Source organism: Salinimicrobium terrae DSM 17865 (assembly GCF_000424665.1).
Classification (GTDB): domain Bacteria; phylum Bacteroidota; class Bacteroidia; order Flavobacteriales; family Flavobacteriaceae; genus Salinimicrobium; species Salinimicrobium terrae.
Genome location: NZ_AUKI01000001.1, coordinates 1 through 25,585 on the forward strand (window position 1 = coordinate 1; position 25,585 = coordinate 25,585).

24 protein-coding genes are annotated in these 25,585 nt (G+C 34.3%); all 24 read left to right on the top strand.

Features of this window, described 5'->3' with window-relative positions:
- On the top strand, positions 1–251 hold a 251-nt coding region (locus H148_RS16915), incomplete at its 5' end, for an integrase core domain-containing protein (RefSeq protein WP_037324398.1).
- 677 nt (positions 252–928) lie between these two features.
- The gene (locus H148_RS0100020; protein ID WP_029032959.1) at positions 929–1,963 is read left to right on the top strand and encodes an NAD-dependent epimerase; all 1,035 of its coding nucleotides are present in this window, start codon (positions 929–931) and stop codon (positions 1,961–1,963) included.
- Positions 1,964–2,766: 803 nt separating this feature from the next.
- Positions 2,767–4,149, top strand: coding sequence for a capsular polysaccharide export protein, LipB/KpsS family (locus H148_RS0100030; protein ID WP_029032961.1), 1,383 nt, complete (start codon positions 2,767–2,769; stop codon positions 4,147–4,149).
- Entirely contained in the window at positions 4,149–5,165 is a 1,017-nt protein-coding gene (gene pseB, locus H148_RS0100035) for a UDP-N-acetylglucosamine 4,6-dehydratase (inverting) (protein ID WP_029032962.1), read from the top strand. The genes H148_RS0100030 and pseB overlap by 1 nt, the downstream gene beginning before the upstream one ends.
- Positions 5,166–5,174: 9 nt before the next feature.
- Positions 5,175–6,383 (top strand): UDP-4-amino-4,6-dideoxy-N-acetyl-beta-L-altrosamine transaminase, encoded by a 1,209-nt coding sequence (gene pseC / locus H148_RS0100040; RefSeq protein ID WP_029032963.1) that lies wholly within the window; start codon positions 5,175–5,177, stop codon positions 6,381–6,383.
- Positions 6,376–7,080 (top strand): pseudaminic acid cytidylyltransferase, encoded by a 705-nt coding sequence (gene pseF, locus H148_RS0100045; RefSeq protein ID WP_029032964.1) that lies wholly within the window; start codon positions 6,376–6,378, stop codon positions 7,078–7,080. Before pseC ends, pseF begins: the two co-directional genes overlap by 8 nt.
- A gap of 29 nt (positions 7,081–7,109) precedes the next feature.
- The gene (gene pseG / locus H148_RS0100050; RefSeq protein WP_029032965.1) at positions 7,110–8,117 is read left to right on the top strand and encodes a UDP-2,4-diacetamido-2,4,6-trideoxy-beta-L-altropyranose hydrolase; all 1,008 of its coding nucleotides are present in this window, start codon (positions 7,110–7,112) and stop codon (positions 8,115–8,117) included.
- Between the two features lie 36 nt (positions 8,118–8,153).
- On the top strand, positions 8,154–8,963 hold the full coding sequence (locus H148_RS0100055; protein WP_029032966.1) for an LbetaH domain-containing protein: 810 nt from the start codon (positions 8,154–8,156) through the stop codon (positions 8,961–8,963).
- Between the two features lie 33 nt (positions 8,964–8,996).
- A complete protein-coding gene (locus H148_RS0100060; protein ID WP_029032967.1) occupies positions 8,997–9,431 on the top strand; it encodes a GNAT family N-acetyltransferase in 435 nt (144 codons plus the stop codon).
- 62 nt (positions 9,432–9,493) lie between these two features.
- The gene (locus H148_RS0100065) at positions 9,494–10,108 is read left to right on the top strand and encodes a formyl transferase (protein WP_245583357.1); all 615 of its coding nucleotides are present in this window, start codon (positions 9,494–9,496) and stop codon (positions 10,106–10,108) included.
- Complete coding sequence (locus H148_RS0100070) at positions 10,086–10,799, top strand: PIG-L deacetylase family protein (RefSeq protein WP_029032969.1); 714 nt, start codon at positions 10,086–10,088, stop codon at positions 10,797–10,799. The genes H148_RS0100065 and H148_RS0100070 overlap by 23 nt, the downstream gene beginning before the upstream one ends.
- 145 nt (positions 10,800–10,944) lie before the next feature.
- Positions 10,945–11,571 (top strand): pseudaminic acid biosynthesis-associated methylase, encoded by a 627-nt coding sequence (locus H148_RS0100075; protein WP_029032970.1) that lies wholly within the window; start codon positions 10,945–10,947, stop codon positions 11,569–11,571.
- Between the two features lie 274 nt (positions 11,572–11,845).
- The gene (gene pseI, locus H148_RS0100080; protein WP_029032971.1) at positions 11,846–12,889 is read left to right on the top strand and encodes a pseudaminic acid synthase; all 1,044 of its coding nucleotides are present in this window, start codon (positions 11,846–11,848) and stop codon (positions 12,887–12,889) included.
- A gap of 350 nt (positions 12,890–13,239) precedes the next feature.
- Positions 13,240–14,712 carry a lipopolysaccharide biosynthesis protein gene (locus H148_RS0100095; RefSeq protein ID WP_029032972.1) on the top strand — a complete coding sequence of 491 codons (1,473 nt, stop codon included), beginning with the start codon at positions 13,240–13,242 and terminating at the stop codon, positions 14,710–14,712.
- Between the two features lie 169 nt (positions 14,713–14,881).
- Entirely contained in the window at positions 14,882–16,075 is a 1,194-nt protein-coding gene (locus H148_RS0100100; RefSeq protein WP_029032973.1) for a glycosyltransferase family 4 protein, read from the top strand.
- Positions 16,072–16,962, top strand: a complete 891-nt coding sequence (locus H148_RS0100105) for a polysaccharide deacetylase family protein (protein WP_029032974.1) — start codon at positions 16,072–16,074, stop codon at positions 16,960–16,962. The genes H148_RS0100100 and H148_RS0100105 overlap by 4 nt, the downstream gene beginning before the upstream one ends.
- Complete coding sequence (locus H148_RS0100110; RefSeq protein WP_029032975.1) at positions 16,959–17,813, top strand: sulfotransferase family protein; 855 nt, start codon at positions 16,959–16,961, stop codon at positions 17,811–17,813. Before H148_RS0100105 ends, H148_RS0100110 begins: the two co-directional genes overlap by 4 nt.
- A 2-nt stretch (positions 17,814–17,815) precedes the next feature.
- The gene (locus H148_RS0100115; protein ID WP_029032976.1) at positions 17,816–18,970 is read left to right on the top strand and encodes a glycosyltransferase family 4 protein; all 1,155 of its coding nucleotides are present in this window, start codon (positions 17,816–17,818) and stop codon (positions 18,968–18,970) included.
- A gap of 114 nt (positions 18,971–19,084) precedes the next feature.
- Positions 19,085–19,897 (top strand): GNAT family protein, encoded by an 813-nt coding sequence (locus tag H148_RS18210; RefSeq protein WP_245583358.1) that lies wholly within the window; start codon positions 19,085–19,087, stop codon positions 19,895–19,897.
- Positions 19,898–20,125: 228 nt separating this feature from the next.
- Positions 20,126–21,199, top strand: coding sequence for a glycosyltransferase (locus tag H148_RS0100125; protein WP_029032978.1), 1,074 nt, complete (start codon positions 20,126–20,128; stop codon positions 21,197–21,199).
- A 104-nt stretch (positions 21,200–21,303) separates the two neighbouring features.
- On the top strand, positions 21,304–22,419 hold the full coding sequence (locus H148_RS0100130) for a glycosyltransferase (protein ID WP_029032979.1): 1,116 nt from the start codon (positions 21,304–21,306) through the stop codon (positions 22,417–22,419).
- A gap of 2 nt (positions 22,420–22,421) precedes the next feature.
- Complete coding sequence (locus H148_RS18215) at positions 22,422–23,369, top strand: GNAT family N-acetyltransferase (RefSeq protein WP_051286096.1); 948 nt, start codon at positions 22,422–22,424, stop codon at positions 23,367–23,369.
- A gap of 382 nt (positions 23,370–23,751) precedes the next feature.
- Positions 23,752–24,594: a hypothetical protein gene (locus tag H148_RS0100140; protein WP_245583359.1), complete on the top strand. Its 843-nt coding sequence runs from the start codon at positions 23,752–23,754 to the stop codon at positions 24,592–24,594.
- A gap of 9 nt (positions 24,595–24,603) precedes the next feature.
- The gene (locus tag H148_RS0100145) at positions 24,604–25,575 is read left to right on the top strand and encodes a polysaccharide deacetylase family protein (protein WP_029032981.1); all 972 of its coding nucleotides are present in this window, start codon (positions 24,604–24,606) and stop codon (positions 25,573–25,575) included.
- Positions 25,576–25,585 lie beyond the last annotated feature (10 nt).

Genomic DNA, 25,585 nt, shown 5'->3' on the forward strand with positions numbered 1-25,585 from the left:
CCACACAGAATGCTTTTATTGAACGATTCAACGGCACCTATAGAAGAGGAGTTTTAAATAAATACATTTTTGAAGACTTGAATCAGGTAAGAGAACAAACTCAAATCTGGATGGATGATTATAATAATCAAAGACCACATGATGCATTAGGAAAAATGGCACCAATAGAATATGCTGAATTTAATTCTCTATTAGCGACTACAGATAAAACCAAAAACAATAATTTTATCCCATCAAGCAGTTCTAATTAGGGGAAGCTTACAATTGTAGTTCCCGAAGGATATAAAATTGAGCCTTAGAAGAAGACCTTACCTATCTGGTAGACTTCCCAATGGACGACAATGAAAATTATTACGTCGCCGTAGCAGGTCGGCATTTTTACGAAATAAAGCCGGAAATCGCCCCAGATGCACGGATTCTGCAACTCATGCCAGCCGGCAGCACAAAGGTTATCTATGATAAACTTGTTCCTGACTAAACTTAATACTATTTGACGATAAAAAAAGTTTCTTCGTTTAAAGCTATCCTAAAAAAGGGTAGTTATGTCAGACATTCACGAGTCGGTAAAGATTTGAATCTCCACTTTCTTATTTACCCTGATCAACTAAAAAAGCCACAGTAATAGCTTTAGTAAGCAAACAGCAAAAGGTATTTATTCTTTTCAAATGCAGGTGATTTTTTTTTCAAACAAAGTGCCCGGGTAAACTCACAAAACTTCTCTGGAAGTTTCCTGTAGAAATGAAAAAACAAAAAAATTTCGTTTTTCAAGAACAGCAATGACCTGATTCTATTGCCTCTTCAAATGACCTGAAATCTAGTTTTCTGATTCTAGAATAGGTGATTATTCTATCATTTTTCACAGTACTTTATGGTTGTTTGCGGCTTCCCTTGAAGGTATTATCTTATATTTGAAAATTAAAATTTACAAATGTCGGAAAAATCAGACCAGACAAAAATTTTAGTTACCGGGGCTGCCGGCTTCATAGGTTTTCATCTCGTAAAGAAATTATTGAATTTGGACTATGAAGTCGTAGGTATTGATAACATCAACGATTACTATGATATTGATCTAAAGTATGATCGTCTCAAGGAGCTGGGAATCGATAGAAAAGCTGCAGAAAATTTTCATGAAAAGGTGCAAAGTAAGCATCAGTTAGGCTTTACATTCATTAGAGTGAATCTTGAAGACCGGGGATATCTGCCTAAATTATTTGCTGAAAACAACTTTGAACAGGTCTGTAATCTTGCAGCACAAGCGGGAGTACGTTATAGTATTAAAAATCCGGAAGCTTACGTCGACAGCAATGTGGTGGGTTTTTTAAATCTCTTGGAATGTTGCCGGAATCACAAGATCAAACATTTGATATATGCCAGCAGTTCCAGTGTTTATGGGCAAAATGAGAAAGTGCCTTTTTCTGTTGAAGATAATGTAGATCATCCCGTTAGTTTATACGCAGCCACCAAAAAAAGTAATGAATTAATGGCTCATACGTATAGTCATTTATATGATATTAAAACTACAGGGCTTAGGTTCTTTACGGTATATGGTCCCTGGGGAAGACCAGATATGGCAATGTTTTTATTTACAGATGCAATGGTAAAAAAGAAACCAATTAAGGTTTTTAATAATGGTGACCTTGAGCGGGATTTTACTTATATCGATGATATTGTTGAGGGTATTATAAAAATTATACAACCTGAAAACGAGAATTCTAAGGCTCGATATTCTTTATACAATATTGGAAACAGTAAGCCGGTAAAGCTAATGGACTTCATTAGAGAAATAGAGAGGCAATTGGGTGTAGAAGCCCAAATGGATATGTATCCCATGCAACCCGGGGATGTTAACAGGACCTGGGCAGATGTTGAGTCATTAAAAGAGGATTTTGGCTATAACCCAAATACCCCCGTATCAACGGGAGTTAAAAATTTTATTGAATGGTTTAGAAAGTATTACACTTAATTTGTCATTCTATATAGAAAATTTCAATTTGATAAATCCTGTTTTGATTTGACTTAAACTTTTTCTAAGCTGGACCTTATTTTAAAATAAGGAGAGACTCATTAATTTTGCAATTGTTTAAGATTTCCAAATAAGCCTCTTCTTTAAGAAGTACTATCTTTACCCTCGGTTTTAATCTGGTAAGGAAAAAGAAATATTTATAATTCCAAAAAAGGATTTTAGCCAGTTAAAAAGCCGTAAAATACCAAACATGGAATATTCAGAATTTCTACAATTCTACAAATGGTTTAAATAAACAACTATTGATTAAGAACTTCATAAAAAAGTATTTTGAGAGTCTTGCTTTATTTTACTCTTATTTAGGGTACAAAGTATTTTTCATTTTCGCCTTGAATATTTTGGTAGGAGTGTTAGGTGGATTAGGTCTAACAATATTTTTACCCTTGTTACAACTTGTTAGTGACTCTTCCGAGGTCGATCCTGAAAAACCCGGAAAGATGGCTTTTATCATGGAGTTCGTACGTGATCTGGGACTTTCCTCGGAAATGGTTTTTATACTTTTCTTTATGATTATTTTCTTTTTTAGGAAAGGCCTAATCCGGTTCCTTCCCGGAATTTTGAAATTAAGTTTTAAGGAAAACCTTATTAGAAGATTAAGGGCGACAAATGTCCCGCACTTGAACAAATTAGTAGATCGTGCAGCAACATCCTTTTAGAAAATAGATCAACTTTTAGAAAAGACTTGGTTTTGTGGAAAACAAGTATAAATAAATGTTTAAAATTTTATTGTAACTATAGACTTAATGAATAAACCTCTTAATTTATATATACTTAATACACCTCATGATCAATGGGAAAATTACCTTATTAAAGATTTTAAAGAAAAAGGTATAATAGAGAATGCTGTGGTCCAGAAAACGGTTGCTGCCAGTAAGAAAAAGTTTGTGAATCTCGGCTCTAAAGGCTTGAATGGTGAATATAAATTTGTACCATTAGAAATTTATGATAAGGTGTATGATCATCTACCTAAGTTCATAGACATGTATTCAAGGGTTAACCTGCATAATTCTGTTAACTACAACGAACTTAACTACCATCAGTATCTCGACCATTTTAACTTAATGATAAATTATTATTATGGTTTATTCACTGAAAATAAAATTGATTTGCTCATCCAGAATAATTCCCCTCATGCCGGTTATGACTACATTCCTCATGTATTGGCAAAAGAAATGAGAATTAAAACTTTATATCTAGAACAACCGACATTTCCTAATAGATTTTTTCATTACTGGGATTTTGAGGATTATGGATCTTTTGAAACAACAGAAAAGCTTTTTGAACCTACCCGAATTGAGATTGAAAATAAATTTGAGAAGGATCTGCCTTATATGAAGGTGAATCGTAGAGATGGCTTTAAATTGTCTAATATTAAAGGTCCAGCTTCCTTACATAATGAGTTGACTAAATATGTTCCTGAATATCAATTGATAAAGGATTTACTTAAATCAAACTATAGAAGTCAGGCTTATTACCGTTATAAGCTACGAAAGCAATATGAAAAAAACAGAAAGAAACTCGCAACTGAGCTTAATTTAAATGTTCCTTTTGTCTATTTTGCATTACACTTACAACCAGAAAAAACCACTTCTTCCCTTGGAGGTAAGTATTCCGATCAGGCTTTAGCTTTAGAACATTTGTCTTCAATCCTGCCAGAGGGCTGGAAGATATGTGTCAAGGAAAATCCCAAGCAGACTTATTTTATGAGAAATCCCGAGTTCTTTAAAAGAATTGAAAGAATTCCCAACTTGGTATTTGTATCGCCTTCCTACAATACATATGATTTAATTAAAAATTCAAAGATTTGTGCAACCATAACAGGAACAGTTGGATGGGAGGCTATTACAGGGGGAAAACCTGTTATTGTATTTGGACGGGCATGGTATAAAACATTACCTGGGGTTTTTACTTTTTCATCAGATCTGGACATTGAAAAAATAAGTTCTGAAATAGTAAGTTTCACAGAGCTTCAGTTAAAATTTGATGAGCTTACTGCGAAATTAGCACCGGGGGTGGCTTTAAATGAAGTTTATCCTTCTTATTATAAAGATTATGACGTCGAAGAAAACGACATTACACTGGCCAATAGTCTTGAAAAAATTATTCGATCTAAATTTGAAAATTAATGTTAGCAAATAAAAGTTTATTAATTACTGGTGGCACCGGATCACTTGGGAAAGCTCTTACCAATCATATTTTAAAGAATTATCCTGGTATAAAAAGACTGGTTATCTTTTCAAGAGATGAGCAAAAACAGTTTCAAATGGCTCAGGAATATCCTGCTGATAAGTATCCACAGATCCGATATTTTATTGGTGATGTGCGGGACAAAGAAAGACTGGTGCGGGCTTTTAAAGATGTAGATTTCGTCATACATGCTGCGGCAATGAAACATGTGCATTTGGCAGAATACAACCCGGATGAATGCATTAAAACTAACGTGGGAGGGGCACAAAATGTTGTTCATGCCTGTTTGGAAACCGGAGTAGAACGTGTAGTTGCTTTATCTACAGATAAAGCTTGTGCTCCAATCAATTTATATGGTGCAACTAAACTTACTTCAGATAAGCTTTTCATAGCTGCAAATAATATTAAAGGCTGGAATCCTATTAAATTCTCAGTCGTACGATATGGAAATGTTATGGGATCTAATGGTTCTGTAATTCCTTTCTTTATGGAGAAAAAAAAGGAAGGTGTCCTGCCGATTACAGATCCCGAAATGACCAGATTTAATATCTCTTTAAAGGGAGGAGTGGACATGGTTATGCATGCATTGGAGAATGCCTGGGGCGGAGAACTTTTTGTTCCCAAGATCCCTTCTTATAAAATTATGGATGTTGCGGAAGCAGTTGGTCCCGACTGTCAAAAGAAAGTCGTAGGAATAAGACCGGGAGAAAAATTACATGAGGAAATGATCACTCCTTCAGATTCCTTTTACACCTATGACTTAGGGAAATATTATACTATTCTGCCTTCCAATCCCCGATGGAATTTGGAAGAATTTAAGGAGAAATTTAATGCCAAAAAGGTTCCTCAGGGCTTTAAATATAATTCAGAAGAGAATACAGAATGGGAAACTGTAGAACGTTTACGTGCTTTAATAAAGGAGCATATTGACGAAAATTTTGAAGTTGCCCAATAAAAATAAGTGATGCAAAATAAACCTATTCCCTACGGAAGACAAAATATTACAGAAGAAGATATACAGGCTGTTGTAGAAACCTTAAAGTCAGATTATCTTACTCAGGGACCGAAGATCATTGAATTTGAAAAAGCATTTGCAGAATACTCAGGTAGTAAATATGCAGTTGCAGTTGCTAATGGTACAGCCGCTCTCCATCTCTGTGCACTTACTCTGGGTGTAAAAGAGGGAAGTAAGGTTATTACTACTCCCATTACTTTTGCCGCCTCTGCCAATTGCGTAAGATATTGCGGAGGGGAGGTTGTATTTGCTGATATTCATCCCGAAACGTATCTCCTTGACATCAATTCAGTAAAAAAATTGTTGGAAGATGCTCCAAAAGGAACTTATAGCGGTATCATTCCCGTTGACTTTGCAGGTCGTGCCGTTAACCTGGAGGAATTTAAAGAACTGGCAAAGGAATATGATCTTTGGATCATAGAAGATGCCTGTCATGCACCAGGAGGTTTTTTCAATGATTCTAATGAACAAAGACAATTTTGCGGAAATGGAAATTTTGCCGATCTCGCCATCTTCTCTTTTCATCCTGTAAAACATATTGCCAGTGGAGAAGGAGGAATGATTACTACTAATGATAAAGATCTTTACAAAAAACTACTTCAACTCCGTACCCACGGAATCGTAAAAGATGACAATCTCTACAAGAATTCTATAGACTTCGCAGTTGGATCGACTGACCAGTCGAGTGGAGCCAAGACCTATCCTGGGTGGTATATGGAAATGCAGGAACTGGGATATAATTATAGGATTACAGATTTCCAGGCAGCCCTTGGAACAAGTCAGTTAAAAAGAGCTGAAGAAGGATTAGAGCGAAGAAGAGAAATTGCTCAAAACTACTACAGGGAATTTCAGAATAAACCGTTTGTAAAGGGCCAGTCTGGTCTTTTCGAAGGACACGCTTATCATTTATATATTATTGAGGTTGAAGATAGACTGGGCCTTTATAATTTTTTGAGAGAGCAAGGCATATTTGCACAAATTCATTATATCCCCTGCCATTTGATGCCTTATTACAGGGATCTTGGGTGGAAAGAGGATGATTTACCAAAGGCTGAAAACTATTACAGACATTGTATTAGTTTACCTATGTATCCAACTCTTTCACCTGAAGATCAGGATATGGTAATCTCAAAAATAAAAGAATATTACAGTGAATAAAAATCTTTGCATCATTCCGGCTCGTGGGGGAAGTAAACGTATTCCCAGGAAGAATATTAAAAGCTTTATGGGCAAGCCAATTATTGCTTATTCTATAGAAGCCGCATTAAAGAGTGGACTTTTTGAAGAGGTTATGGTATCTACTGACGATGCGGAGATCGCCGAAATAGCGGAAAAATATGGTGCAAAAATTCCTTTTTTGAGAAGTAAAAAGAATGCCGATGATTTTTCAACTACTGTGGATGTACTACTGGAAGTTGTGGAAGAATATGAAGCATTAGGAAAAAAGTATAACAATATCTGCTGCATTTATCCCACAGCACCTTTTGTAACTGACATAAAATTATCCGAAGCTTTTGAGAAATTGTCTAGGGAAAAACTTGACGCTGTATTTCCCATAATACCATTTGGGTATCCTATTCAAAGGTCATATAAAATAGAAAATAATAGTCTTCAGTTTTTCTTTCCGGAATTTGAGAAGTCACGGTCCCAGGATCTTGAAAAAGCCTATCATGATGCGGGACAGTTTTATTTTGCAAATACGGCAAAACTTCTTGTTAATAAATCTATTATATCAAATAGTACGGGGGGAATCATTATAAATGAAATGGAAGCTCAGGATATTGATACGTTAGAGGACTGGAATTTAGCCGAAGTCAAATTTAAACTAATGAAAAAAGAAATAGATCAAAAATAATAAATCAGCTGTTCTTGATAAATTTCAACATGGCAATGGACGCAAATAAAAAAAATATTTTTTTCAGGGCAGATGGTAGTACAGAGATTGGCTTAGGTCATATAGTCAGATGTATTGCTCTTGCCCATATGCTGAAAAAAAACTTTTCAATCAATTTTGCTTCAAAAGAAATTCCGGAAAATTTAAAAAAACAAATAAAAGAAAATGGTTTTCTGTTAAATGTGATTTCTTCTGAGGAAGATTTTTTCTCCTTATTATCTGGACAGGAAATCGTAGTGTTGGATCACTATGAACTGGATTCAGATTATCAGAAAAGAGTAAAGAACCTTGGGTGTAAATTGGTTTGTATTGATGATTTACATGAAAAAGAATTCTTTGCTGATTTAATTATTAATCATTCTCCAGGAATTGTCCCACAGGATTATCGTGCTCAAGAATATACAAAGTTTGCATTAGGACCTCAATACGCATTACTCCGTCCTATTTTTATTCAGGCTGCAGGCTTAGAGAAGGAAATAAGGGAAGTTAATAATGTAATGATATGTTTTGGTGGCTCAGATAATAAAAATTTAACCAAGCCCATTTTAGAAGTTGTGCAGACCAATAAGAAAATTAAAACGATCACTGTCATTTTAGGATCTGCATATCCCTATAGGAGTTCCATTGATGCAATTGTTGGAAACAACTCTAGGATTAGAGTATTATCTTCTTTAAATGAAAAAGAAATGTTGGCTGAGATTGAAGGTGCAGACTTGGCAATAATTCCTTCCAGCGGTATATTGTTTGAGGTTATTGCTGGAGGATGTATCCCATTGATTTGTTACTATGCAGAAAATCAAAAGAAACTTTTTACTTATTTCAAAGAAAGCAGAAAAATACCTTCATTTAATGCATTGAAATTTGACAAAAATGAGTTGGATTCTGCGATATCAGATATAGTGAATAAAAAAATCCAGATGAGAGAAATTCCTTTACGAAAAAAGATTGGACAATCTTATGTTAACAATTTACACAAGTTTATGGAACTCATAGCGTAATTAATCAAAAAATCAGGAACAAAAATTAGAAAAATTATGGGTTATACAATTAATGCGGAGCACATTTCTATTGGAAAGTTCGTTACCATTGAAGACGGCGTTTATATAGGAAACAAATTCGGAAAAAAAGCGCATAAAGTGATTATTGGTGATGGAGTCCATATTGGTCATAATTCCCGTTTCTATTATCCAAATTTAGAAATTGGGGACTATACAGATATTAACAACCACGCATTTGGTAGTGGGGATATGGATTGTAAAATTGGAAGTTGCTGTTGGTTTGGGCAGAACTGCATCCTGGATTCTGAAGGAGGACTTGAAATTCATAATGGTGTTGGAGTAGGGGCATACTCACAGTTATGGAGCCATATTAAATTTGGGGATGTTCTGGAAGGATGTCGTTGGGATCAAAGAAAGAAGCTTACTATTGAAGAAGATGTTTGGTTAGTAGGACACTGCATTGTTTCACCCATAACAGCAGAAAAAAAGAGTATGGCCATGGTGGGATCTGTAGTAACAAAAGATATGAAGGCTAACCACATCTATGCCGGTACTCCTGCAAAAGATATGACTGAGATTTTTGGTAATCAATATCAGGAAAAAAGTGTGGATGAAAAGTTTAGTATGATGGTTGAAAAATATAATGAATTTCTTGAGACACGACCTGAATACAAACCGGATAGAAATAATATAGAAATTATAAAATCAGCGAAAGCTATACAGAATAGTGATGAAATCTCTTATTTTAATGTAGAAGATAGGACTTATAATAAACTGCTCACTCAAATGGAATATGACTTTATGAAATTCCTCTTGGTACAGATTAAATTTTATCCTCGTCAATAACAAAATAGTGATCTTTTGATATTTTAATTACAATTGATACTAAATATAAGAAAAGCAACAGAGGAGGATTGCAGCTTATTATTCAAATGGGTAAATAATGAAGATGTACGGAAGAATGTGTTGAACCCTGAGCGAATTAATTGGACAAAACATGAATCCTGGTTTAGAAAAAAAATTGATGATCCTAATTCAGTTATTTATATCCTGGAAAAGGATAATTACCCTATTGGACAAGTAAGGTACGACAGAAATGAGGAAGATTTTTGGGATATAGATTTTTTTATTGATCCTAATTTTAGGAGCCTTGGTTTTGGAAAGAAAATAATTGAATTAACCTTAGGAGAAATAACTGGTTCTGTTAGAGCTTTAGTAAAAAAAGATAATGTGGTTTCACGTAAGGTTTTTGAAAAACTTGGATTTCAAGGATTAGAAAGTAAAGAAGGGATTTTCCAGTATATATTTAGATGAAAAGATTTGTTATTCTTACAGAGAAACCATGGCATAAAAGCCTCTACCTTTCGCTCCAAAAAGTGATTGCAGAGGCAGATTGGGTGCTTATCGATGAAAAGAAAAATTTTTCTTATGAGGAACTGGAGAAATTACAACCAGAAAAAATTTTTATACCTCATTGGTCCTATATCATTCCACCTCAAATTTTTAAAAAATTTGAATGTATTGTATTTCATATGACAGATCTACCCTACGGGCGCGGAGGCAGTCCACTTCAGAATTTGATTGCCAAAGGACATTCAGAAACAAAAATTTCAGCAATTAGAGTGGAAAAAGGTTTAGATACAGGTCCTGTCTATTTAAAAGCACCATTGAGTTTAATGGGTACAGCACAAGAAATTTTTCTCAGAAGTACTGATGTTATTGAGAAAATGATTGAGGAAATAATCATCCACGATTTAAATCCGGTTCCTCAATCAGGGGAAATTACAGAATTTATCAGGAGGAAACCAGAACAAGGAAATATAGAACGTCTTGATACTGTAGAACAGGTTTTTGATTATATAAGAATGTTAGATTGTGAAGGATATCCACCGGCATTTTTTGAAACAAAGGAATTTCGATTTGAATTTACCAGGGCTTCATTAAAATCTGAAAAAGAAATATTAGCAGATGTTAGAATCATTAAGAAATAAAAGAATTTTGGTCGTTGTTGCACATCCGGATGATGAATTATTGGGCCTGGGAGCGACTATGCATCAATTAATTCGTGATTATTCCTGTAAGGTAAAAGCTGTAATTCTGGGGGAGGGAATAACCTCGAGGTCTGATACCCGAAACCCGGAACAATGGCAGGAGGAATTGAAAATTCATAGAGATAATATTGAAAGTGCTCGAGAAGCAATAGGTTATGAATCCACAGGGATATATGATTTTCCGGACAATAGATTCGATACGGTATCTTTGCTGGATATCATAAAAGTTGTTGAAAAAGAAAAAAAACTTTTTGATCCCGAAATTATTTTTACCCACCACCATGGCGATGTTAACATCGATCATCAACTCACTTTTGAGGCCGTTGTTACTGCCTGTAGGCCTGTGAATGAGGAAAGGGTTCATACTATAGTTTCATTTGAAACTCCATCTGGTACTGAATGGGTAGCACCGACAGATTATGCCAGACAATTTATTCCTAATTTCTTTGTAGAAGTTTCTGAAGAGGGATTGGAGGCAAAAATAAAGGGAATGGAGAGTTATGAATTCGAAAAAAGGGAATATCCACATCCCAGGTCTCCTGAAGCTTTAAAGATCCAGGCTCAAAGATGGGGTGTTGTGGTCGGCAAAAAATTTGCAGAAGCATTCTCAATCGTTCGGATAGTTAATTAATCATTTTATAACGGCCTAAAAAACTTTTGATTTTGAATAAAATTTTTTGCAATTAAATATAATTTATCATGTGGAGACCAGAACCCACTAAAAAAACGGGGCCGAACTGAAAAGCCATACGAGTAGGAATTTAAAATTAAGAAAAATGAGTTTTAAAACAGAACAAGAGAATTTTTGGGCGGGTGATTTTGGTAATGAATACGTTGATAGAAATAATGACATTAAGAGTATAGCAACCAGAACTGCTGTATTTTCAAAAATTTTCTCCAGAACAAAGGATGTTAATTCTATTATTGAGTTTGGATCCAATGTTGGACTTAATCTTAAAGCTATAAGAACATTATTGCCTTCAAGTTCAATTAGTGCTATTGAAATAAATTCTAAAGCAATCCAGAAACTGAATGAAATTCCTGATGTAAAGGTTTTTGAAGGATCAATTTTAAATATGGAAGCTAAAGATTTAGGTAAATACGATTTAACTTTTACAGCAGGGGTTTTAATCCATATTAATCCCGAAGAATTACAGAAGGTTTATACGAATTTATATGAATGTTCAAACAAATATATACTTGTTAACGAATACTACAACACTAAACCTGTTGAAGTAAATTATCGTGGTAATTCAGAACGACTTTTTAAAAGAGACTTCGCAGGTGATTTGTTGGACCTATATCCAGATTTAGAATTAGTTGATTATGGTTTTCAATATCACAAAGACCATAACTTTCCTTTGGATGATTCTACCTGGTTTTTGCTAAAGAAAAAGAAGTAATATACAACCTATTGCCATCTGACAGTGGGACTGTCTTATCACGAGAATTGTGAAACGAAAAGTTTTGTGTACAGAAATCTTTAGGGATTAAATAGAAGGTAAATTCCCTTTAAATTTTTTCTTACTTTTTTTGAGACAACAGTAGAAGACATGTGGATTATTAAATGTAATATTTCTTTTTCCGCACAAATAACAGAAAACAAGAGCTATATATAAAAATTGTCATTTAAAGCTCTAGGTCCTGGTTGGAATTAAAATCTGAAAAATCAATACAATGAAAATAGGAAATATAGCAATAGGAGGAAATAATCCTTCATTTATAATTGCTGAATTATCGGCTAATCACAATGGTAGTTTAGAAACTGCAATAGAAACAATTAAAGCTGCAAAAAGAACAGGTGCAAATGCCATTAAATTGCAGACCTATACGGCAGATACTATGACTATTGATGTAAAATCTCCTGATTTTATGCTGAGCCAGGGAACTATCTGGGATGGTCAATATCTACATGATCTCTATAAAGTGGCGTACACCCCCTGGGAGTGGCATGAGCAACTTTTTAAGGTTGCAAAAGAGGAAGGGTTAATCTGTTTTTCATCGCCTTTTGATCGAACAGCCGTAGATTTACTTGAAGAATTAAATGCACCGGCCTATAAAATAGCTTCATTTGAAATTACTGATATACCACTTATTGAGCTAGTAGCTTCTAAAGGTAAGCCGGTAATAATTTCAACAGGTATTGCCGGGAAAGGGGATATTGAGCTGGCATTAGAAGCTTGCCTAAGAATGGGAAATAAAGATGTTGCGCTTTTAAAATGTACTTCTTCTTACCCGGCGCCCATAGAAGAGGCAAATATGGTGATGGTCAAGGATTTGGCCGAGCGATATAATGTTATCTCCGGCCTATCAGATCATACTATGGGAAATACTGTACCAATTGTTGCTACCTGCTTTGGAGCAAAAATTATTGAAAAACATTTTATTCTGGACAAATCTATCGGAGGTCCTGATGCTTCATTTTCCATGGATGAGCAAGAATTTACAGAAATGGTAAAAGCAGTTAGAGAAGCCGAAAAAGCTATTGGAGTGGTTGATTATACTTTGACCGATAAGCAGAAGAAAGGGAGGGACTTTTCACGCTCTCTATATGTGGTAAAAGATATAGAAAAAGGGGAAATAGTTACTGTAAAAAACGTAAGATCTATAAGACCCGGGTATGGTCTGCATCCCAAATATTATTCTCAAATCATGGGAAAAAAGGTTTTAAAAAGTCTCGATCGAGGGACACGTGTGTCTCTCGAAGATATAGAAAAATAAGTAAAATTCCATAAATATCCACAACTCGTATACGACACTCATTTTGTTCGTAAAGTTTTGATGCTGGTTAAAAGAACAATTCTTATTTATTTAACAGACACCAAAATAATCTCCTTTACTTTAGCCTTTTTAAAAAGTATATGGAAAATTTGCTGCGGCAGGAAACTTTTCTGAAGCATGCTGAGTAGCGCTTTCCTGATGAACGGCTTAAAAAATGATTATGTTTTGGGAATCTTGATTTTTTTGAAGCTTTTAGCGGTCAAGTAAAAAGGTAATTGTTTATGGGAAAGTTTTGATGATCGGAAAAGATATTTGTCACTTGAGCAGTACCCTCTGTATTAATTAATTGTATGTCTTTACAAAAAAAGGCTATCTCAGGTATTAGCTGGACTTTTATTGAGCAATTTGGTAGTAAGCTAATGTCATTTACTGTCCAAATCGTTTTAGCCAGACTAATCGCACCTGAAGAATTTGGTCTCCTGGGAATGATATTAATTTTTAATGCCGTCGGCACCTCATTATCAGATTCAGGGATGAGTCAATCTTTAGTAAGATCTGATAAGCCCGATGAAGAAGACTTTTCTACCGTTTTTAGCATAAACCTCGGGGTCTCACTGTTCCTTTACGTTATATTTTGGATTGTCGCTCCTTATATTTCGAGTTTTTATGACCAGCCCCGGCTAACCAATCTAATTCGGGTATATAGTGTAGTCATAATAATTAATAGCTTATTTGCCATACAAAAAACCAGATTAACCTATAATTTGAATTTTAAGTATCAAATGAAAGCTCAATTGCCAGCTTTGTTCCTCGCTGGTATTACAGGCATTCTACTGGCCTACTTAAATTTTGGGGTTTGGGCATTGGTGTATATGGAGATAGTAACTGCACTATCCTTGACGGTTATCTATTTTTTCCAAACCCGTTGGATTCCAAAAATGAGAATTAACCGTGTGAAACTAAAAGATCACTTTAATTTTGGTTATAAACTTGCTCTCTCAGGTGTTATGAGCAGAATTATTGCCAATATCTTTCCCATGGTAATTGGTAAGTATTTTTCTGCTGCAATGGTGGGTTATTACACGAGAGCATTTACAATGAAAAAATTCCCGGTTATTACTATTTCCAATACTTTAGATAAAGTTCTATATCCGCTTTTTGCAAAGATTAAACATAATAAGGTCCAATTAAAAAAAGCTTATCAAAAAGTACAGATTTTAGCTTTACTTGTTTTAAGTACGATTATGCTGATGTTAATCTTAACTGCACATCCTTTATTTGGCTTCTTGTTGGGTGAAAATTGGCTTCCGGCAGTTCCTTATTTCCAACTCTTATGTATATCGGGAATTTTTTACCCAATTAATAAATATAATTCAATACTATTGAAAATTAAAGGGAGGACCGATTTATACCTGAAAATGGCGGTAATTGTAAATGTTACTCTGGTTCTGGGAATAATTTTTACAGCTAAGCATGGAATTATTCCCTTAATTCTGGCACAACTAGGTAATATGTTAATCGCTGTCTTCCTTAACATCTATTATGCAAATAAGTTTATTAACTATACCTTTAAAGAACAGTTTACTGATTTATTTAAAACAGCACTACCCGGGTTGGTTTCTTTTACTATTGTATTTGGTTTAATGGAAATGTATTCAGTTTTTGAGAATTTTTCTTATATAATTCAACTTGTTTTTTCCGGAAGTTTATTTTTAGTCATTTTAATATTAATACATTATTTATTTAAGACCAGGTCCTTTCAAGAGCTGGCTTCACTGTTAAAATTAATAACCAAGGGAAAAATGTTGAGTAATTTGAAATAATGACATAATGACCAGTTTAAATAGCAATAACAATGTGTATGAGGCCTTATTGATCAAATTAGAGAAAAATGTCACTTGCCGAAGATTGGAGTCTGATCTATAACATTCCAGATATAATATTCCAGATATAATATTCCAGATATAATATTCCAATTTAGTTTTTTACAAATTGAAAAAAAAGGAAAATAAAAGAATGAGCAGCCACCAAAAAAAAGTACTATTTCTTATTGATTCATTGCAAGGCTCCGGTGCAGAGAGAAGTCTTGTCGAAATTGCAAAACGGTTTAAGGATTACACTCCCGTTTTTGTCCATATTTACGATGGGGACATGTTGAAGCCGGAGCTACAAAAAGCGGAGATTAAAGTTTATTCCTTAGGAGTTCAAAAAAAATATGGTTTTAAGGAAGCCTCAAATTTGCTTATTCCTATATACAAAGAGGAAAAACCCACTTTAGTACATTCTACTTTGTATCGAGCTGACATGGTTGCCAGGTACCTAAAGAAAAAATTTCCACAGATTCCTTTGATTGGTAGTTTTGTGAATAATTCCTATACTCCCCAACGATATAAAAGTGCAGGTTTAATTATGAAGATAAAAATTTGGTTGGCCTATCAACTAGATAAACATTCTGCAAAAAGAGTAGATTTTTTTATTTCTAACTCTGAAACTATAAAAAAATCTGAAGGTGGCGCTTTAGCAGTACCTCCCTCAAAAATTGGGGTAATTTACAGAGGGAGGGACCTCTCAAAGTATGATGGTTTTGACAAATCCTCATTAAGGAGTAAGAAATCTTCGCTAGGGATCCAAAGTGAAAATATCCTAATAAATGTGAGTAGGTTAATTGAGAGAAAGGCACAATTGGACATAATTAATGCGTTACCAGTTGTTCTCAAAAAATTTCCGGATACTGTTTTACTCATCGCCGGGCATGGAAAATATCATCATATTTTGCAGAAAAAGGCGGAAGAACTTAATATTCAGAAGCATGTTAAGCTTCTTGGGCGAAGGCAGGATATTTCTGAATTGTTGGCATTATCAAAAATTTTTATTTATCCATCCTACGCAGAAGGTTTACCGGGTGCTTTAATTGAGGCCATGATGTCACGCAAATTAATTATAGCTTCTAATATTGGCGAAAATCTTGAATGTGTTGATGAAAATTGTGCGTTAATATTTAAAAAGGGCGAGGTAGGTGAATTGGCAGATAAAATTATTTATGCTCTTAAGAATTTTTCAAGGTTGCAGGATTACGGTGAAAATGCCAGGAGGGCAGCACAAGAAAAATTTGAAATACAAACTATTGCCCATAAATATGAGGAGTTGTATGATGATGTCACGAATAATTATAGTTACAGGAGATGAGAAATATTATTTATAATGCTCTAAAATTGTTTGACCCTATTTTAAATAATATCAATAAAAACAGGCTTAGGGTTTTAGCTTATCACGATATAGTAGATCCTGATAATCTTGAAGCTCAGGTTATACATTTAAAATCAAAATATAATCTTATAAATATTTCCACTCTAAAAGAACATTTGTTCAATAATAGAGGTTTACCATCAAATTCAGTACTAATTACTTTGGATGATGGAGATAGATCTGTGTTTACAAAAGCTTTGCCTGTTTTTAAAAAACATCACATACCCTCCTGCTTATTTGTAGTCACAGAACTCATTAATAAAAACAAAGATTTCTGGTGGAATACTATAATAAAGAATGAGAAAAAAAATGGGCTTTCCCAGAAAGAAATTATAAGGGTCCTTAACGAAGCCAAATCAGTATCAAATGAACGAAGATTAAATTTATTAAAAAAATACCCGACTACATATCAACAACAATTAAAAACTGAGGAATTAATTGAGCTTAAAAAAAATGGTGTATATATAGGAAATCATTCACATACTCACCCTATGTTTGATAAGCTAAATAGAAAAGAGTTAGTGGATGAACTGTCGCAGGTTCATGCTTTTTTCAAAAGTTATAAAATTGGTGATTCAGAGGTATTTGCTTATCCTAATGGCAACTTCAGTGAAAGTTCAGAACATTTGCTTCACGAAAACAATATTAAAGTTGCTTTTTTATTTGATCATAAAATAAATGAAAAGCATATAAATCCATTAAGAATCTCGAGATTAGTAGTTAATGATATTACACCTCTCTGGAAATTTAAATTAATATTAAGCGGGTGGCATGGAAAAATATTGCCTTTAACCCGGGTGGTAGGAAAATTAAAAAAAACAGTATGACAAAATCAGAGTTATTACATAAAGTTACTGCCCGCTTTAAAGGATATCCTGTTTATTCAAAACCTTTAGCGTGGACTGGGAAGGAGATTACACACCATCAATGGATCTTCATCATTGGATGTTATAACTCGGGTACAACATTGTTGGACCAGATCCTTTCTGCACATAGTAAAGTTAGCGGATTGCCTGATGAAGGAGTAATGTTAACAGATCAATTGCCACGCCCGGAAGACTTCAACTGGCGAAGAATGTGGTGGAAGTGTGAGGAGGAAATTGACAATTATACCTTTGAAAACCAGCCTAATTCCCGAACAATTAAAAATCACTGGTCGCATTTCTATGACTTAACCAAACCTTACCTGGTCGAAAAATCGATTTCTAATATTTATCGTTTAGCCTTTTTCGATAAAGAGTTTCAGCCGGCTTACTTTGTACACATTGTAAGAAATGGTTATGCGGTTGCAGAAGGAATTCAGAGGAAAGTTAATATCATGAAGAATAATCCATTTTTTGCGCAAAAAAAATATCCTATTGAATACTGCGCCATGCAGTGGGTGAAATCGTTACAAAAGGTAGAAGAAAAGAAGGCTAACCTCTCAAATTTTTTAGAGATAAAATATGAGGATTTTACTGCCAATCCTAAAAAAGTGGTTAACGAGATTTATGATTTTGTTGGGCTGGAGCATGTAGAAGATGATTTTTTTAAGAGATCTTTTAAAGTTCACGAGAAAGAAAATTTAATAACTAATATGAATGTCAATAGCTTTAAACGTTTAGCTAAAGAAGATATTAGGATTATAAATAAAATTGCCGGAGAATATCTCGAAAAATACAACTACAAATTATTATAAAAATGAAATTACTTTATGTTCAGGATAGTCTGGGAACAGGGGGAGCAGAACGTTCTAATGCAGAACTTTGGTATTATCTCAGGAAAGAAGGTGTACAGATAAAGATAGTTGTCCTTAGCCATAGAAAAGAAGGGATTGAACAAGAGATTTTAAAAGAAGGTTTTGATGTCAATTTTTTAGAACCAGGAAATCTTATTAGTCATTCTAAACAAATAAGCCAAGTAATTAAAAATTATAAACCAGACATAGTTCATTCATCATTATATAATGCTTCCATGAGGGTGAGAATGGCGAAACTCTTTACTTCTTTTTACCATGTGGAAAGTTTAGTCAATTGTCTTTACGATGAAGTAAGATTTAAAGACCCCAAAGTAAACAGCTTTTCCTTAAAAGTTTACAGAAAAATAGATAAGTACACACAAAAGGGTACCGACAAATTTATAGCTGTCACCAATGAGGTGAAAAAGCATTATGAAAAGCAACTAAACATTCCTGCTTCTAAAATTGATTTTATCCATAGAGGGAGAAAGGATAATCCTTATAGACACGAAAAGCAGGAGGTTGGCCAGCAGTTGCGTAGAGAACTTGGATTTGCCCAGGATGATCTAATTTTTGTCCATGTGGGAAGGCAGGAATATCAGAAAGCTCATATAGACATTTTAAAGGCTATAAAAGAACAGGATGAGAAGTTACAACAACTACACGTTAAGTTCATCTTTTGTGGTAGAAATGGAAATTCAACAGATGTAATTGAAGATTTTTTAAATAAAGAAAATATAAAGACTGAAATGAGGTTCCTGGGGCACCGCACTGATATTTATAGGATACTGGTGGCATCAGATGTTTTTGTATTGCCTTCCCTTTATGAAGGCATTGGAGGAGTTTCAATAGAGGCGCAGGCTGCTGAATTACCGGTAATATGCTCTGATATTGCTGTTTTTAAAGAGGTAATGAAAGGAAATCCATACATCGAATTTTTTGAGAAATCAAATTTTGATGATCTCGGGCAAAAATTAGTCAAACTGGCGGGATCTCCTGCTTTAAGGGAAAAGATGGGAAAGGAAGGAAGGAAAAATTATATCAATAACTTTCAATTGGACAGTATTAATCGACAGGTTCTGGATTACTATAAAAAATTAGTCGAGGAGATGGTGTAAATAATAAATCGTTAAGAAATCATGAAGGGCAGGAAACAACAACTTGATCTGGAATACCGGGAAATAAATTATGACAAAGATTTACCAGAAGTAGTTGCTTTAATTCAAAAGTTTTTGGATCCCAATTTCTCAATTGAGTTTTTTAAGTGGAAACATTTAAATAGCCCTTTTGGAAGGTCATTTGGACTTATAGCTCTCCATAATAAAAGGATTGTAGGGTTAAGAATGTTTATGTTCTGGGAATTTTATAGTTCAGGGTTGGATAAATTTATTCGTGCGATTAGACCCGTGGATACTGTTACCGATGCCAATTATCGTGGCAAAGGGATTTTTAAAAAATTAAATTTAATTGGTCTGGATCGATGTAAGGGAAATTATGATCTTGTTTTTAACACCCCAAATGAAAATAGTCTACCGGCTAATTTAAAAATGGGATGGAAGAAATTGGAAAACGTTGAAAATTTTAAAATTGGCATTATCCATCCATTTTTAAAAAATTATACATCAAGAATGGTTTCTTTCGACGAAGTGGATTATTCATTTCAAAAGGAGAAAGTAAATTGGGCTACTACTGTTCGAACAAGAGAATTCCTTTCCTGGAGGTATAAAGATGAATCCTATAAAATAGCTGGTTTTAGGGACCCCAGGAATTTTATTATATATAAAGAGGAAAAGAGAAAAGGTTTACCTGCTATAATTGCCTACGAAATCATAGGAGATCCAACTCTTTTTTCCTGTATGATGTCTTCATTGGGCAGGAGCCTTAAGACCCCCCTGGTATATTTTTATAATTCTCCAGAATTTAGAGAAGTTGAATTTTTGGCATGTATAAAAAGAAAAAAAAGTATTGTATTATATAGAAATGACCGCTTTAATTTTAATATGAGAATTGAACTTTCGTTGGCTGATTTAGAAGGGGTATTATAATAAAGCTTGTCACCTTATTAAAAAGACAACTGGACGTTATATGTTTTTTCCTAATAAGGAGATGAAATATCTTCAAAAACTGACATACTAGTTTAACATTTTTTAAAAGATAATAAAATTGCTTAAAAATTGATGTCGTCATTGAAGATAATTAAAAATATGTCAATCCTTTTAATATGAATACTTTGTACAATAAAAATTAAGTGTATAATTTGAAAATAATTCATTTTGAAGATTATTCAGATAATCCATAAGCCACAACACAGAGGTGCAGAAGTTTTTGCCAGTCAACTTTCCGGACATTTAGTCTCACTAGGGCATCAGGTAAAAGTAGTAAGTGTTTATGAAGGAAAAGCAGATCTACCTTTTGATGGAAAAATTACTTCTTTAGAGGCCTCCCCTTCCAAACGATTTTTTGATTTAGCAGCGTGGAAGAGATTGAACAAAATCATTCGGGAGTTTGAACCTGATGTGGTTCAAGCCAACGCCGGGGATACTTTAAAATACGCTGTTTTTTCAAAAATCATTTTTAATTGGAAAGTCCCAATTTTCTCCAGAAATGCCAGTGAAATAGGTAGGTATCTTACAAACTCTATACAAAAGAATTTGAATTCGTTTCTTTACAAAAGAGTGGATAGAGTGATCTCTGTTTCCAAAGCTTCAGAAAATGATATTTTAGAACATTTTCCATTTTTAGAAGGTAGAACAGAGGTAATACCTGTGGGTCTGGAAAGAATTAAAATTCCTCGGGATGTAGTCCTTGAGCCCGGTAATAAAAAGCACATTGTTCACGTTGGTGGATTTACATTTGAAAAAAATCACAAAGGTCTTATAGAGATCATTCTAAAGGTTCTAAAGAAGCACCCGAATGTTTTTCTTCATCTTTTAGGTGATGGACCATTAAAAAAAGAAGTTGAAGAACAGGTAAAGGAGAATAATCTTTCTCAGTACGTAAAATTTTATGGTTTTGTAAACAATCCTCTTTCCTATATTAGAGGTGCAGATGTTCTAGTTCTTCCCAGTATAATTGAGGGTCTTCCAGGTGTTCTACTGGAGGCTATGTATTGTAAGATTCCTGTGGTGGCTTATAACGTTGGAGGAATTTCGGAAATTGTTAATGAAAATACCGGATTTCTTATTGAAAAAGATAGGAAGGAATTGTTTGCTACAGCTATTCTTGAAATTCTAGAGAAGGAAAATGACCTAATGATTAAAACGGCTTATAAAATAGTGAGTGAGCAATACATGAACGACAGAATAACTGAGCAGTTTGTGAGGTGTTATTCCCGTTTCTTAGATTGACTGAGATGATATCTCATGTTAAATAATGTTAATTACAAATTGTATGGTTGGAGTAGAAATCGGAAGCTATAGATTTGCAACTGTTTTCTTCAATTAAAAAATGAATGGGTAAAATTAGAATACTGCACTTAATCAAATCGTTAGGCAGAGGAGGCGCAGAGATGTTACTTCCTGAATCCCTGAAATTACACAACCAGGACAAATTTGAATTTCATTATATTTATTTTCTTCCCTGGAAGAGTCAGATGGTCGCGTCAATAGAAAATGCGGGAGGTAAGGTAAGCTGCTTTAACGCCAGTAACAACTTTAGAATGCTTCTAAAATATAAAGAGGTAATTGACTACTGTAAAAAGGAGAAAATTAATTTAATTCATTGTCACTTGCCCTGGTCTGGGTTCTTAGGTAGACTAATTTTTCGAAAGGTCAATCTTCCGGTTATTTACACAGAACATAATATCCAGGAACATTATCATAAAGTAACAAAAGCTTTAAATAAGTATACTTACAATAATCAAAGTCTTGCAATTGGAGTTTCAAAGGATGTCACTCGTTCTATAAAAGAAAATATTGCTCCAGATATCCCGGTGGAAACTGTTTTAAATGGAGTAAACACTAATTTTTTTAAAAGAAATGTTGAAAAGGGCAAGAAAATCCGCCAATATTACGGAATACCTGAAGAAGCTATTGTGCTTGGAAATATAGCTGTATTTAGAGAACAAAAAGCACTCGATGTTTGGATAAGGGCGTTTGCTAAAATTCATGAGCAAGACTCTTCAATATACGGCATAATTGTGGGGGCCGGACCAAAAGAAGAAGAAATGAAAGAGCAGATCAAAATTCTAGAGCTTGAAAATAAAATTTTTCTCCCCGGATTACAAACAGATACAGTATCCTACTTTTCCGCAATGGATATTTTTATGATGAGTTCTACATTTGAAGGTCTCCCTGTGGCACTTCTCGAAGCTATGAGTTTAAATTGTGCTGTTATAACTACTGCAGCAGGAGGAGTAGTAGAAGTCGTTCAGGATAAAAAGAATGGTTTGATTTGCGAGGTAGGCAATGAAAAAGCCCTGGCAGGATTAGCTATAAATCTTTTAGAAGATAAAGACCTCCGAACTAATTTACAGCAAAAAGCCAGAGAACGTATAAAAGAACATTTTAGTTTATCTTCTATGGTAAGTGAACTGGAAACGATTTATTTGAACAAAGTTAAGGATTAGATATGATCATTCGCAAAGCAAATGAAGGAGATGTACCTCAAATCATTAAGGTTCTAAAAAAAAGTCTTGGGGATGAGCTTCCAGTCTCTGAACAGATTTGGCGGTATAAACATTATGATAATCCATTTGGTCCTTCTATTGTTTTAATTGCTGAAGAAAACTATGACATTGTTGGGGTTAGAGCTTTTATGCGGTGGGAATGGAAGATGGGAAATGCCTTTTTTCACACCTATAGGGCTGTCGATACTGCGACATCTCCTGATCATCGGGGCAAAGGTATTTTTAAAAAATTGACCCTTAAAGCAGTGGAGGTTGCAAAGGAAGTTGGAGGAGATTTTATTTTTAACACTCCGAATGATCAAAGTAGACCGGGATACCTTAAGATGGGGTGGGAAAGATCTGGAAAAATAAAGGTGGGAATTACACCTTCATGGATTTCTTTTTGGAAACTACAGAGTGGTAATCCAGAATATATTATTTCTCATAAAACGTCTAAAGAAGAACTTGGAGCTATTTGCGATAATTGGAATTCGGCATTGGCATCAAATTCTCGTTTATTCACTCCAAAAAGTCCTGAATATCTCATTTGGAGATTTGAAAAAAATCCATTGCAAAAATATGAGGTCTTTTCAGAAGATGGAATCTATATGGCTGCCAGTGTGAAAAAGAGGAGGAACTTTAAGGAACTGAGAATTGTTGAAAGTATCTTCGAAAACAGAGAGAACAATCTAAGAAAGGCAGGAAAAATTATCAAAAAATGGAGTTCCAAATTTGGTGTACAGGTTATTTCCTTTTCACCAGAACTAAAACAATTAGGTGGCCCGTCTTTTGTAGGTTCTTTTGGTCCTATTCTTACTTTAAGAGATTTAAACCTTCAGATTTCCGGTAACCAGAATCTTGCAAATGTGGAACAATGGTCATATAGCTTGGGAGATCTAGAACTATTTTGAATTTATGCTGGGAGTATTATTCTTATTTCTTTTTTTATTTGTTGTAAATCAGGGAATCTTCTCTATTTATGCGAAGAAGCATAGGTTCTTTGATAAAAAGAAGATGAATCTCCTTTATATTTATCATAGTTTTTTTTATGGTTTCTATTTTTGGTATGCAAAGAATAATCCTTCAGACTCGAAAGGATATTACGAAATTATTAGTACTCATACAGGCTCATGGTTTGAATTATTTGGAACCGATACCACTTTTATTCATTTTCTTGGATATCCATTTTACAAAATAGGTATTTCTTCTTATGAGGGTCTAATGTTTTTGTTTTCCTGGTTTGGATTTCTGGGATTCCTTTATGCTTATTTGTTCTTCAGGGAGAATATTCCGGTGAAAATTAAATTTATTAAAATTGATTTCCTGACACTATTGTTATTTCTGCCTAATATGCACTTTTGGACTGTTGCCCTGTCAAAAGGAGCGCCAATTTTTTTAGGATTAATGATGTTTACCTATGCAATCACAGACCCACGTAAGCGTTTATTTCTTCTTGTCCTGAGTTCTTTCATTATTTTTCATATTCGACCCCACGTCTTTATGTTTGTGGCGGTAGGAGCCATCGTTGGTTATCTGAGCGGTCAGGAAAGAATTTCTCTTCAGAAGAAATTATTGATCTCAACCGGACTTATTATGACACTTTTTCTCGTACAAGATCAGATTTTGGCAGTAGTTGGACTACAGAATAGTGAGAATTTAGTGGGGGGATTTGAAGAATTTGCCGAAGGTCGTTCTTCCGATTTAAGCAGAAAAGCAGCCACTGGTGTAGATATGGCTGCTTATCCGTTGCCCCTTAAACTTTTTACCTTCTGGTTTCGACCTTTATTTATTGATGCACCCAGTTTTATGGGTTTTGTCATATCTGTGGAAAATTTGTTCTATCTTATAATTTTCATAAAAATACTGAGAAAGGATTTTATTCGGTTTTTATTAAGATCACCTTCATTTGTGAAAATGAGTGCAATGATATTTATAGCGACATCTTTTGCTATGACTTTTATTATGTCTAATCTTGGAATAATAATGCGGCAAAAATCAATGGTTATGTATTACCTTTTTTTTGTAATTTATTATTACCTGGCACAGAAAAAATACACCCGTATAATGCGCTTGAAGAAATTACAGGCTCTCAGAAAAAAAACTAAAATTAATAAACAAGGATATGCTCCTGCTTAAACCGGTTAAGTGAATAGAAACGGACATTTTGTTATTTCATTGGATTTTGAACTACTTTGGGGTGTTTTTGATGTCGTAGATTACAATGACAAATTCAGGTACTTCAGGAATACCAGAGAGGAAATTCCTAAAATTTTAACCTTGTTTGAAAGATATGATATCCATGCCACCTGGGCGATTGCAGGTATGTTATTTAATAAGGATTGGAATGAATGGGAGAAGAATAAACCCCTAAAGTTGCCGATTTACAGGAACAGTAAATTATCTCCTTACTCGTTTATTAATAACCTTTCTGAGGAGGAAAAATATAAGCTAAATGACCTCGTATTTGCTCCAGAATTGATAAAAGATATTAAAAAGACTGCAGGTCAGGAAATTGGCACCCACACCTATTCTCATTTCTATTGTCTTGAAGAAGGTCAGAACGTTGTGGATTTTAAACACGATCTCGAAAAAGCAATTGAATTAGCAGAAGCAAAAAATATTGCTATAAAAACCCTGGTTTTTCCACGAAATCAAATGAAGGAGGAATATTTAAAGGTATGTGCTGGACTGGGAATAAATAATGTACGTTCAAATCCTTCTGATTGGTATTGGGAAAATACGCTCTCCGAAAATATTTTTACTAAACTTGCTCGTTCAGGGGATGCCTATTTTCCCCTGGGTAAAAAGACGTATAACCTTGAACCGAAACCCAGCGATGTTGTTCTTAAACAGCCGGCTAGCCGTTTTTTCCGACCTGTTGAAAGTAATCAAGTTCTGCGTAAACTTAAATTGAAAAGAATTAAGAATGAGATCACCAATGCTGCACAAAATGGAGAAACGTATCACTTATGGTGGCATCCTCACAACTTTGGAGATGATCCAGTCGCAAGTATGAATGACCTGGAGCTTATTCTACAGCATTTTAAGATATGTAAAGAACAATATGGCCTCCAATCGGTCAATATGCAGGAATTACAAAATTCTATACGAGAATGAATTTTATGTT

Excerpts from the sequence above, each read along its gene's own strand:
- H148_RS0100020 (WP_029032959.1), top strand. The coding sequence starts at position 929 with ATGTCGGAAAAATCAGACCAGACAAAAATTTTAGTTACCGGGGCTGCC.
- H148_RS0100030 (WP_029032961.1), top strand. The coding sequence starts at position 2,767 with ATGAATAAACCTCTTAATTTATATATACTTAATACACCTCATGATCAA.
- pseB (WP_029032962.1), top strand. The coding sequence starts at position 4,149 with ATGTTAGCAAATAAAAGTTTATTAATTACTGGTGGCACCGGATCACTT.
- pseC (WP_029032963.1), top strand. The coding sequence starts at position 5,175 with ATGCAAAATAAACCTATTCCCTACGGAAGACAAAATATTACAGAAGAA.
- pseG (WP_029032965.1), top strand. The coding sequence starts at position 7,110 with ATGGCAATGGACGCAAATAAAAAAAATATTTTTTTCAGGGCAGATGGT.
- H148_RS0100055 (WP_029032966.1), top strand. The coding sequence starts at position 8,154 with ATGGGTTATACAATTAATGCGGAGCACATTTCTATTGGAAAGTTCGTT.
- H148_RS0100070 (WP_029032969.1), top strand. The coding sequence starts at position 10,086 with ATGTTAGAATCATTAAGAAATAAAAGAATTTTGGTCGTTGTTGCACAT.
- H148_RS0100075 (WP_029032970.1), top strand. The coding sequence starts at position 10,945 with ATGAGTTTTAAAACAGAACAAGAGAATTTTTGGGCGGGTGATTTTGGT.
- pseI (WP_029032971.1), top strand. The coding sequence starts at position 11,846 with ATGAAAATAGGAAATATAGCAATAGGAGGAAATAATCCTTCATTTATA.
- H148_RS0100095 (WP_029032972.1), top strand. The coding sequence starts at position 13,240 with ATGTCTTTACAAAAAAAGGCTATCTCAGGTATTAGCTGGACTTTTATT.
- H148_RS0100105 (WP_029032974.1), top strand. The coding sequence starts at position 16,072 with ATGAGAAATATTATTTATAATGCTCTAAAATTGTTTGACCCTATTTTA.
- H148_RS0100110 (WP_029032975.1), top strand. The coding sequence starts at position 16,959 with ATGACAAAATCAGAGTTATTACATAAAGTTACTGCCCGCTTTAAAGGA.
- H148_RS0100115 (WP_029032976.1), top strand. The coding sequence starts at position 17,816 with ATGAAATTACTTTATGTTCAGGATAGTCTGGGAACAGGGGGAGCAGAA.
- H148_RS0100130 (WP_029032979.1), top strand. The coding sequence starts at position 21,304 with ATGGGTAAAATTAGAATACTGCACTTAATCAAATCGTTAGGCAGAGGA.
- H148_RS18215 (WP_051286096.1), top strand. The coding sequence starts at position 22,422 with ATGATCATTCGCAAAGCAAATGAAGGAGATGTACCTCAAATCATTAAG.